Origin of the sequence: Nocardiopsis sp. CC223A, assembly GCF_030766825.1 — a bacterium.
Taxonomy (GTDB): domain Bacteria; phylum Actinomycetota; class Actinomycetes; order Streptosporangiales; family Streptosporangiaceae; genus Nocardiopsis.
Genome location: NZ_JASFDV010000010.1, coordinates 21,210 through 32,650, shown reverse-complemented (window position 1 = coordinate 32,650; position 11,441 = coordinate 21,210). Strand labels below are relative to the sequence as shown.

At 74.2% G+C, this 11,441-nt stretch carries 4 protein-coding genes; 2 read left to right on the top strand and 2 right to left on the bottom strand.

Annotated elements, in window-relative coordinates; all coding sequences use genetic code 11:
- Positions 1–2: 2 nt before the first annotated feature.
- Entirely contained in the window at positions 3–6,245 is a 6,243-nt protein-coding gene (locus tag QJS33_RS06040) for a type I polyketide synthase (RefSeq protein ID WP_306366857.1), read from the top strand.
- Positions 6,246–6,283: 38 nt separating this feature from the next.
- On the opposite strand, the gene QJS33_RS06035 is transcribed toward QJS33_RS06040, so the two are convergent.
- Together QJS33_RS06035 and QJS33_RS06030 are read right to left on the bottom strand one after the other, a co-directional pair.
- Complete coding sequence (locus QJS33_RS06035; RefSeq protein WP_306366856.1) at positions 6,284–6,646, bottom strand: cupin domain-containing protein; 363 nt, start codon at positions 6,644–6,646, stop codon at positions 6,284–6,286.
- Between the two features lie 96 nt (positions 6,647–6,742).
- Positions 6,743–7,306: a TetR/AcrR family transcriptional regulator gene (locus QJS33_RS06030; RefSeq protein ID WP_306366855.1), complete on the bottom strand. Its 564-nt coding sequence runs from the start codon at positions 7,304–7,306 to the stop codon at positions 6,743–6,745.
- A 173-nt stretch (positions 7,307–7,479) separates the two neighbouring features.
- On the opposite strand from QJS33_RS06030, the gene hrpA reads away from it, so the two are divergent.
- On the top strand, positions 7,480–11,430 hold the full coding sequence (gene hrpA / locus QJS33_RS06025; RefSeq protein ID WP_306366854.1) for an ATP-dependent RNA helicase HrpA: 3,951 nt from the start codon (positions 7,480–7,482) through the stop codon (positions 11,428–11,430).
- Positions 11,431–11,441 lie beyond the last annotated feature (11 nt).

Sequence of the window (11,441 nt, the reverse complement as noted above, 5' to 3'; positions counted from 1 at the left end):
GTATGACGAATGAGGACAAGTTCCGCGACCTGGTCAAAAAGATGGCCGTCGACCTGCGCCACGCCCGTACCCGGGCCGAAGAGCTGGAGGAGCGCGACCACGAGCCGATAGCGATCGTCGGCATCGGCAGCCGCGTCCCCGGCGCCGCCGGACCCGAGGCCCTCTGGGACCTGGTGGCCGAGGGCCGCGAGACCCTCGGCCCCTTCCCCGAGGACCGCGGCTGGGACCTGGAGCGGCTGCTGTCGCCGGACCCCGACACCCCCGGTTCCACGTACGTCCGCTCGGCCTCCTTCCTCGCCGACGCCGGGGACTTCGACCCGGCCTTCTTCGGGATCAACCCCCGCGAGGCGCTGGCCATGGACCCCCAGCACCGACTCGTCCTGGAGACCGCCTGGGAGGCCCTCGAACACGCCGGGATCGTCCCCGGCTCCCTGCGCGCCACCCCCGCCGGGGTGTTCGTCGGCCTGGTCGGCCAGGGTTACGGCCCGCCCGTCCAGGAGTCGCCGCCCGGCCTGGTCGGCTACCGGCTGCTCGGCGGCATGCCCGCCGTCGCCGCCGGGCGGCTGTCCTACACCCTGGGGCTGGAGGGCCCCGCCGTCACCGTCGACACCGCCTGCTCGTCCTCGCTGACCGCCATCGCCCTGGCCGTGCGCTCCCTACGCTCGGGCGAGTCCTCCCTGGCCCTGGCCGGAGGGTCGGGGGTGTACACCGAGGTCACCTCCTGGGTGTCCTTCGACGGGCACGGTGTGCTGTCCCCCGACGGCCGCTGCAAGGCGTTCTCCGCCGACGCCGACGGTACCGGCTGGGGGGAGGCCGCGGGCATGATCGTCCTGGAGCGGCTGTCCGACGCCCGCCGCAACGGCCGCCGCATCCTGGCCCTGCTGCGCGGGATCGCCGTCAACCAGGACGGTGCCTCCAGCGGACTGACCGCCCCCAGCGGCCCCGCCCAGGAGCGGGTGATCCGCGCCGCCCTGGCCGACGCCCGGCTGACCCCCGCCGACGTGGACCTGGTCGAGGCGCACGGCACCGGCACCCGGCTGGGCGACCCCATCGAGGCCGGGGCGCTCATGGCCGCCTACGGCCGCCACCGCACCGGCGAACCCCTGTGGTTGGGCTCCCTCAAGTCCAACATCGGCCACACCGGCGCCGCCGCCGGGGTGGCCGGGGTGATCAAGACCGTCCAGGCGCTGCGCCACGGGGTACTGCCGTCCACCCTGCACGTCTCCGAACCCACCCCGCACGTCGACTGGGAGACGGGCGGGGTCCGGCTGCTCACCGGGGCCCGGCCCTGGCCCGACACCGGGCGGCCGCGCCGCGCCGGGGTCTCCGCGTTCGGGGCCAGCGGCACCAACGTCCACGCGGTCCTGGAACAGGCACCCGAGCCCGAGCCCGAGCCCGCCCGGGAGAGCACCGTCATGGTCGCCGGACCGGCCCCCGGCACGACCCGGGTCCCCGTACCGTGGGTGCTGTCCGGACACACCGCCGACGCCCTCGCCGACCAGGCCCGCCGCCTGCGCGACCACGTCACCGCCCGTCCCGACGCGGATCCGGCCGACATCGGGTGGACCCTGGCCGCCGCCCGCACCGCGCACGCCCACCGCGCCGCCGTCGTCGGCGCCGACCTGCCCACCCTGCTGTCCCGCCTGGACACGCTGATCTCCAGGGCCCCCGAGACCGACGGGGCCGTCCGCGCACCCGGCATCGCCCGCGGCCGCGCCCGCGAGGGCCGCACCGTGTTCGTCTACCCCGGCCAGGGGTCCCAGTGGGAGGGCATGGCCCGCGCCCTGCTCGCCGAGTCGTCCGTGTTCGCCGACCGCATCGCCGACTGCGAACGCGCACTGGCCCCGCACAACGACTGGCGGCTCACCGACGTCCTCCTCGGCCGCCCCGGCGCGCCCCCGCCCGACCGCGCCGACATCGTCCCCCAGCTGCTGTGGGCGGTCATGATCGGCCTCACCGCCCTGTGGCGCGCCCACGGTGTCCACCCCGACGCCGTCGTCGGCCACTCCCAGGGCGAGGTCGCCGCCGCGTACATCGCCGGCGCCCTCACCCTCGAACAGTCCGCCGAGGTCATCGCCGTGCGCAGCCGGGCGCTGGGGCGCCTCACCGGTGACGTCGCCATGGCCGTGGTATCGCAGGGTGCCGCCGACCTCGAACCGCACCTGGCCGACGCCGCCGACCTGCACATCGCCGTGGTCAACAGCCCCGGGACCACCGTCGTGGCCGGGGACCGCGACGAGATCGGCCGACTCATGGAGGACTGCGCGGCCCGGGGCGTGCACGCCCGCCTGTTCGCGGACTCCCTCATCTCCCACACACCGCACACCGAGGCGGTCCGCGACGAACTCCTCGGCGGGCTGGCGCACCTGGCCCCCGGAACCCCCGGCATCCCCCTGTACACACCGGTCACCGGCGGTCTCCTGGACCGGCCCGCCGACGCCGGGCACTGGTACGCGGGCCTGAGCGGCACGGTGCGCTTCCAACAGGCCACCGAGGCCCTCCTCGCCGCCGGGCACACCCGGTTCATCGAGGTCAGCGCCCATCCGGTGCTCACCATCCCGATCACCGAGACCATCGCCGACACCGGAGCGAACGCCTCCGCCCAGGGCACCCTGCGCCGCGGCGAGGGCGGCACGGAACGGCTGCGCACCGCTCTGGCCGAGGCGTTCGCGCACGGCGCCGCCCCCGACTGGACGACCGTGTTCGGCGAGGGCGCCCGGACCGTCGACCTGCCCTCCTACGCCTTCCAGCACCGCCGGCTGTGGATGACCGGCACCGGTACCCGCGGCGACGTGTCCGCCGCCGGGCTGGAGACCGAGGAGCACCCGCTGCTCGGCGCCGCCCTGCCGCTCGCCGACACCGGCACGGTCCTGTTCACCGGGCGGCTCTCCCGCACCGCCCAGCCCTGGCTGGCCGACCACGCCGCGGGCGACACCGTGCTGCTGCCCGGCACCGCCTTCCTCGACCTCGCCCTCACCGCCGGGGACCGGCTCGGTGTCCCCCACGTCGCCGAGCTCATCGTCCAGGCGCCCCTGGCCCTGTCCGAGACCGGCGCGGTCCAGGTGCAGGTCACCGTTGAGGCCGCCGACGCCGACGGACACCGTGCGATCAGCGTGCACGCCCGCCCTGCGGGCGACCCCGGTGCCCCCGACCTGGGGGAGCGCCCCTGGACCCGGCACGCCGCCGGGACCCTGGCCCCCGAACCCGCCACCGCCGCGGGCGACCTCACCGTCTGGCCGCCCCCGGGGGCCGAACCCGTCGACACCGCCGACCTCTATCCCGGCCTGGAGGCCGTCGGCTACGCCTACGGGCCCGCCTTCCGCGGACTGACCGCCGCCTGGACCCGCGGTGACGAGGTGTGGGCCGAGATCGAGCTGCCCGCCGCCCAGCACGCCGACGCCGCCCGGTTCGGGCTGCACCCCGCCCTGGCCGACGCCGCCCAGCACGCCATCGGCTGCGCCCCCTGGATGCCCCGCGACGGGGTGCGGCTCCCCTTCACCTGGAGCGGTGTCACCCTGCACGCCGTCGGAGCCACCGGACTGCGCGTCCATATGCGGCCCACCGGGACCGACGAGGTGGCGATGCTGCTCGCCGACTCCGCCGGGGCGCCCGTCGCCACCGTCGACTCCCTGGTCCTGCGCGCCCCCGCGCCCGTCGCCACCGCGGCCGCGACGGGCGCGGACGACCTCTTCCACATCGCCTGGGGAGCCGCCCCCGCGGCGCCCTCCGCCGACCGGCAGGTGTGGGCCGTGCTCGGAGAGGACCTGTTCGACACCGCCTCGGCGCTCACCGCCGCCGGGCACACCGTCCGTGCCCACCCCGACGCGGACACCCTGCTGTCCGCACTCGACACCGGGGCGCCCGCCCCCGACCACGTTCTCCTGGCCCGGCTGGTGCCCCCTGCCGACCCCGGACCCGCGGACGTGCGCACCGCCGTCAAGGACACCGTCGCCACCGTGCAGCGGCTGCTGGCCGACCCCCGCACCGAGAACGCCCGCCAGGTCGTGCTCACCCACCGGGCCGTGGCCGCCGCCGACGGGGAGGACGTCCCCGACACGGTCCACGCCCCCCTGTGGGGACTGGTGCGCGCCGCCGCCCAGGAGCACCCCGGCCGGTTCGCCATCGTGGACACCGACGACCCCGGCCGCAGCACCCCCGTCCTGGTCGCCGCGCTGACCGGCGGCGGCGAGCAGACCGCGATCCGCGCCGGGCGGGCGCTGTCGCCCCGCCTGGCCCGCACCGAACGCACCGGCGGGCCCCTCCGGCTGGGATCGGGCACCGTCCTGGTCACCGGGGCCACCGGCACCCTGGGCGGGGAGGTCGCCCGCCACCTGGTGTACCGGTACGGGGTGCGCGACCTGCTTCTGGTCAGCCGCAGCGGCCGCGACGCCAAGGGCGCCGCCGAACTCGAAGCCGATCTGGCCGACCGCGGCGCCAACGCCGTCCTGGCCGCCTGTGACGCCGCCGACCGCGACCGGCTGGCCGCACTGCTGTCCGGACACGACATCACCGCTGTCGTCCACGTCGCCGCCGCCCTGGACGACGCCCTGCTCACCTCGGTCACCCCCGAAGCCGTCGACCGGGTGCTGCGTCCCAAGGTCGACGCCGTCCACCACCTGGACGAACTGCTCCCCGACACGGCCGCGTTCGTGCTCTTCTCCTCCGCGGCCGGCACCCTGGGCAGCCCCGGCCAGGCCCACTACAGCGCCGCCAACGCCTACACCGACACGATCGCCCACCGTCGGCGTGCCCGCGGCCTGCACGCGGTGTCCCTGTCCTGGGGCATGTGGGCCCGGCGCGGCGGCGGCACCACCCGCCTGGACGACAGCGACATCGGCCGCTACGCCCGGCTGGGGCTGGCCGGACCGATGGCCACCGGCCACGGGCTCGCCCTCTTCGACGCGGCCCTGGCCACCGGCCGCCCCCACCTGCTGCCCGTGCCCCTGGACCTGGCCGGTGCCCGGGCCCGGGCGGCCCGCACCGGGACGGTCTCCACGATGCTCTCCGGGCTGGTGCGGCCGCCGCGCCGCCGGGCCGGGAGCGCGGGAGCGGACACCGCCGACCTGCGCGCCGCCCTGGCCCGCACCCCCGCCGGGCAGCGCCCGAAGACCGCCCTCACCCACGTGCTGGCGATGACCGCCGAGGTGCTGGGGCACACCGGCGGCTCCGAGGTCGGCGCCGACACCCCGTTCCTGGAGTTGGGCTTCGACTCGCTCACCGCCGTGGAACTGCGCAACCGGCTCGCCGCGGCCACCGGCCTGCGACTGCCCGCCGGACTGGCCTTCGCCCACCCCACCCCGAGCGCCCTGGCCGCCCACCTGGCGGCCGAGATCACCGTCGAGGAGGCTCCGGCCCGCGAGGACGAGCGCCCCGCCGCCGACGGGCTGGTCGACCTGTTCGTGGACGCCTGCCGCAGGCGGCGCATCGGCGACGGCCTCGACCTGCTGTGGTCCGCCTCCCGGACGCGGCCCACCTTCACCGGCACCGCCGACGGGCCGCCCCGCGTCCCGGTCCGGCTGTCGCGCGAAGGAGAGGCCACCCGGCTCATCTGCCTGCCGTCGATCCTCATGGTGTCCGGGGTCCAGGAGTTCGCGCGGTTCGCCGGGCACATCCGCGGCCACCGCCGGGTGGACGTCATCGCCCAGCCCGGGTTCGGCGAGGGCGAACCGCTCCCGGAGAGCATCGACGCCGTCGCGGAGGTACTGGCCGACGCCGTCGCCGCCTGTGCGGGCGACGACCCCTACATCCTGGTCAGCCGCTCCTCCGGCGGCTGGGTCGCCCACGAGGTGGTGCGCCGCCTGGAGGCCCTCCGGACCCGGGGGAGGGGCCGCCGGGGCGTTTTCCGGGGGAAGCCCCGGGGAAAGGCCCCGGTGCCGGTGCTCACCGCCCTGATGGACACCCCCGACCCCGCGGACCTGGACGTGTCGGGCCTGCCCACCATCGAGACGGGCGTGGTGGAACGCGCGGAGATGATCGGCATCATGGACGACGTCCGACTCACCGCCATGGGCGCCTACCTGCGGCTGTTCCAGGGCTGGCGGCCCGAGCCGGTGACGACCCCGGTACTCCAGCTACGCCCGGAGCAGCCCACCGTCGACCGGGACGGCCGCCCGCTCGCCCCGTTCACCTGGACGGTCGGGCACGAGGTCCTGCACGTCCCCGGCGACCACTTCACCATGCTGGAAGGGCACGTCGACGTCGTCGGCGCACTCTTCCACGAGCACCTCGCCGCCCGCGGCCTGTGACCGCCGGGCCCCCGCCGCAGGTGCGGCGGGGGCCCGGCTCACACCCCCGTGACGTGGTAGACCTTGCGCAGGGTCTCGTGCACCGTCCAGCGGGTCCGGTCGCCCGCGCGCAGCAGGCACACGTCCCCCGGGCCGACCTCCAGGACCGGGCCGCCCTCCACCTCCACGGTGGCGCGCCCGCTCAGCACCACGAACACCTCGTCGGCCTCGGTGTCGGTGACCGTGCCCGGGGTGATCTGCCAGATGCCGCGGCTCTGGGAGCCGTCGGCCGACTCCCACAGGGTGCGGGAGGAGACGCGTGGGTCGCCCGCCGCGATCTGCTCCGGGGCCAGGGGTTCGGGTTCCAGCTCCACGTCCGCGACGCGGGCGACGAAGGGGGCCAGGTCTGAGAGCGTGTCCATACCTCGATGATGAACGCGAAGGCCCCCGGCGGGAACGTTCACGGTGTTCCCGACGGGGGCCGGATTCTGACAGGGTGACCGGGCCGGCTGCGCTCCCTAGCGGGTGGAGCGCAGCAGGTCCAGCAGGTCGTCGACGATGGCGTCCGGGTCGGTCCCGGAGGTGAGGTGACCGGCCAGTTGCAGCTGGACGGCGCCGTGCACCGCGGCCAGCAGCAGGCAGGTGCACCGTTGGGGGTCGCGGTCGGGCAGCCCGCCGCTGTTCTGGCACCGGCGCACCACGTCCGACATCAGCGCGGCCGTGCGCTCGGCGGCCTTCTCCAACTCGGGCCGGGGGCAGGTCCACGGCCCGCCGTAGATCAGCCGGAACCGCACCGGGTGTCCCAGCGCCCACGAGACGTAGGAGTGCAGGACGGACCGGAGCGTTCCGCAGGGGTCGTGGGGGGTGTCGGCGGTGCGGTCGATCAGGTCCGCCAACCGGTCCAGCTCCCGGCCGGCGATCACCGCCAGCAGGGACTCTTTGTCCTGGAAGTGTTTGTAGGGGGCCATGTGGGACACTCCGCTCAGGCGACCGACCTCCCGGAGTGTCACCGCCTCGACGCCGCCGCCGTCCAGCAGGGCGGTGGCCGAGGCCAACAGCACGGTACGTGTGTCGTGGTGCATCTCCCCATGCTAGGCCTTGCACCGGTACAGACCGGGGCCGTTGTGCGACATGGCCCGGAACAACCCCGGCCGCTCCGGCGTTGAGCCGATGGGCCGGGACGACCCCCGCTCACACCCGTTTCCGTGCGGCCGCCGGAAAAACCGGTTGCCGCCCCTCCTACCCTTGACTATTGATGAGCACCACCACGCCCGCGCCCGCCGCGGACCATCTCCGTTCCCGGCTCCGCGACCTCATGCCCGCGGACCGGCACCGGCTGCGCCGCCGCATCGACGGACTCGCCAAGATGCGCGACGAGCGCCGCCGCGCCTCGGTCCTGACCCAGATCGCCAGGGACGTCGACGAGGCGCGCCTGCGCGTGGAACTGCGCCGGGAGGCCGTTCCGGAGCTGACCTTCCCCGAGTCGCTGCCGGTCAGCGCCCGCCGCGACGACATCGCCGCGGCCATCCGCGACAACCAGGTCGTCATCGTCGCGGGCGAGACCGGTTCGGGCAAGACCACCCAGCTGCCCAAGATCTGCCTGGAGCTGGGCCGCGGTGTCATGGGCACCATCGGCCACACCCAGCCCCGCCGGCTGGCCGCCCGCACCGTCGCCGAGCGCATCGCCGAGGAGGTCGGCACCCCGCTGGGCGCCACCGTCGGCTACAAGGTGCGCTTCACCGACACCTCCGGCGAGGACACCCTCGTCAAGCTGATGACCGACGGCATCCTGCTGGCCGAGATCCAGCACGACCGGATGCTGCGCGCCTACGACACGCTCATCATCGACGAGGCCCACGAGCGCAGCCTCAACGTCGACTTCCTGCTGGGCTATCTCAAGCAGCTGCTGCCCAAGCGCCCGGACCTGAAGGTCGTCATCACCTCGGCGACCATCGACCCCGAGCGTTTCTCCCGCCACTTCGACGACGCCCCCATCGTCGAGGTGTCCGGCCGCACCTACCCGGTCGAGGTCCGCTACCGGCCCATCTCCGAGGACATCCTCGACCCCGAGGAGAGGAATCCCGGAGGAAGGACCGACCGCGACCAGACCCAGGCCATCCTCGACGCCGTCGACGAGCTCTCCCGCGAGGACCCCGGCGACGTCCTGGTCTTCCTCAGCGGCGAGCGCGAGATCCGCGACACCGCCGAGGCCCTGGAGAAACAGAAGCTCCGCAACACCGAGATCCTGCCGCTGTACGCCCGACTCTCGGTCGCCGAGCAGAAACGGGTGTGGTCCTCCCACACCGGCCGCCGCATCGTCCTGGCCACCAACGTCGCCGAGACCTCCCTGACCGTCCCCGGCATCAAGTACGTCATCGACCCGGGCACCGCGCGCATCTCCCGCTACTCCCACCGCACCAAGGTGCAGCGCCTGCCCATCGAGGCCATCTCCCAGGCCTCCGCCAACCAGCGCAAGGGCCGCTCCGGCCGCGTCTCCGAGGGCATCTGCATCCGGCTGTACTCCGAAGAGGACTTCCTGTCCCGCCCCGAGTACACCGACCCCGAGATCCTGCGCACCAACCTCGCCTCGGTCATCCTCCAGATGGCCGCCCTGGGCCTGGGCGACGTCGCCGCCTTCCCGTTCGTGGACGGCCCCGACCACCGCCAGATCAAGGACGGCGTCAACCTCCTCACCGAGCTGGGCGCCCTGCACCCGGACCCCTCCGGTGCCAAGCGCCGCCTCACCACGATGGGCCGCCGACTGGCGCAGCTGCCGGTCGACCCGCGCCTGGGCCGCATGATCCTGGAGGCCGAGAACCGCGACTGCCTGGCCGAGGTCCTGGTCATCACGTCCGCGCTGTCCATCCAGGACCCGCGCGAACGCCCCACGGACAAACAGCAGCAGGCCCAGCAGATGCACGCCCGGTTCACCGACAAGGAATCGGACTTCCTCGCCTACCTGAACCTGTGGAACCACCTGCGCGACAAGCAGAAGGAGCTGTCGGGCAACCAGTTCCGCCGCATGTGCCGCGAGGAGTTCCTCAACTACCTGCGCGTGCGCGAGTGGCAGGACATCCACGGCCAGCTCAAGCAGGTGCTGCGGCAGATGGACGTGGAGGTGCCGCCGCTGCGCCCCGAGGCCGCCGACCCGCGCGCCGTCCACATGTCCCTGCTGTCCGGGCTGCTGTCCCACGTCGGCCTCAAGGACCCCGAGAAGCACGAGTACCTCGGCGGCCGCGGCGCCCGGTTCGCGATCTTCCCCGGTTCGGCGCTGTTCAAGAAGCAGCCCCGCTTCGTCATGGCCGGCGAACTGGTCGAGACCTCCAAGCTGTGGGGGCGCATGGTCGCCCGCATCGAGCCGGAGTGGGCCGAGGAACTGGCCGGGGACATCGTCAAGCGCACCTACAGCGAACCCCACTGGGAGCGCAAGCGCGGCGCCGTCATGGCCTACGAGCGGGTCACCCTCTACGGGGTGCCCATCGTCGTGCAGCGCAAGGTGTCCTACGGGAGGATCGACCCGGAGATGTCCCGGGACCTGTTCATCCGCCGCGCCCTGGTGGAGGGCGACTGGGACACCCGCCACCACTTCTTCCGCGACAACCGCGCCCTGCTGGACGAGGTCGAGGACCTGGAGCACCGGGCCCGCCGCCGCGACATCGTGGTGGACGACGAGACCCTGTTCCGGTTCTACGACGCGCGCGTCCCCGCGGACGTCGTCTCGGCCGCCCACTTCGACGCCTGGTGGAAGAAGACCCGGCACGAGCAGCCGGAGCTCCTCGACTTCACCCGCGAGGACCTCATCAACGACGGGGTCGCCGCCATCAGCGAGGACGACTACCCCGACACCTGGCGGCAGGGGGCGCTGGTCTTCCCGCTCACCTACCAGTTCGAGCCGGGCAGCGACTCCGACGGCGTCACCGCGCACATCCCGCTCAAGGTCCTCAACCAGGTGGAGGCCGACGGCTTCGACTGGCAGATCCCGGGCCTGCGCGCCGAGCTGGTCACCGCGCTCATCCGGTCCCTGCCCAAGCCGCTGCGCCGCAACTTCGTCCCCGTCCCCGACAACGCCGACCGCGCCCTGGGCGGACTCACCCCCTACGAGGGGAGGCTCACCGCGGCGCTGGCCGCCGAGCTGACCCGCATGTCGGGGGAGCGGATCGGGGCCGACGCCTTCGACCTGGGCCGGGTGCCCGACCACCTGCGCATCACCTTCCGCGCGGTGGACGACCGGCAGCGCGCCCTGGCCGAGGACAAGGACCTGGAGCGGCTCCGCGCCAAGCTCAAGCCGCGCCTGCGCGAGGCCATCTCCGCCGAGGCCAAGGGCGTGGAGAAGAAGGGGCTGACCGGCTGGGACTTCGGCCCGCTGGAGCGCACCCTGGAGCGCAAGGCGCTGGGGCCCAAGGTCAAGGGGTATCCGGCGCTGGTCGACGAGGGCGACAGCGTCGCCGTGCGCATCTTCGACACCGAGGCCGAGCAGCGCGCCGCCATGCGCCTGGGCACCCGGCGGCTCCTGCTGCTCAACCTGCCCTCCCCGGCCGCCGTGGTGAGCAAGGGGCTCAACAACCCCGACAAGCTGGCGCTGGCCGACAGCCCGTACGGGTCCGTCAAGAGGCTCCTCGCGGACGCCGAGGCGGCCGCCGTCGACCACCTGCTCGCCCGTGAGGGCGGGCCGGTGTGGAACGGCGACGACTTCGCCGCCCTGGCCGAGCGCATCCGCGCCGACCTGGGGGACACCGTCGCCGAGATCCTGCCCAGGGCGGCCCGGGTCCTGGTGCTGTGGCGCAAGGTGACCAAGAAGGTCAAGGGCACCACGTCGCTGGCGGTGCTGCCCTCGCTCAACGACGTCCAGGGCCAGCTGGGCTCGCTGGTCGGCGACGGGTTCATCGCCGCCACCGGGGTGACGCGCCTGGACGACCTGCACCGCTACCTCCGCGGGGTCGAGTACCGGCTGGAGAAGCTGCCGGAGAACCCGCGCCGCGACCAGATCGGCATGTCCAAGGTCGAGCAGATGCGCCAGGCCGTGGCCGGGGCCACCGGTGCGCTCAAGCCCGGCCGGGCCGCCGACCCCGATGTCACCGAGTTGCGCTGGATGCTGGAGGAGTACCGGGTGAGCCTGTTCGCGCAGGGGGCCATCCGCACCGCCTATCCGGTGTCCGACAAGCGGATCATGAAGGCCGTGGAGGCGGTCAGGGCCGCCGGGCGGTAGCCGCCGCCCGG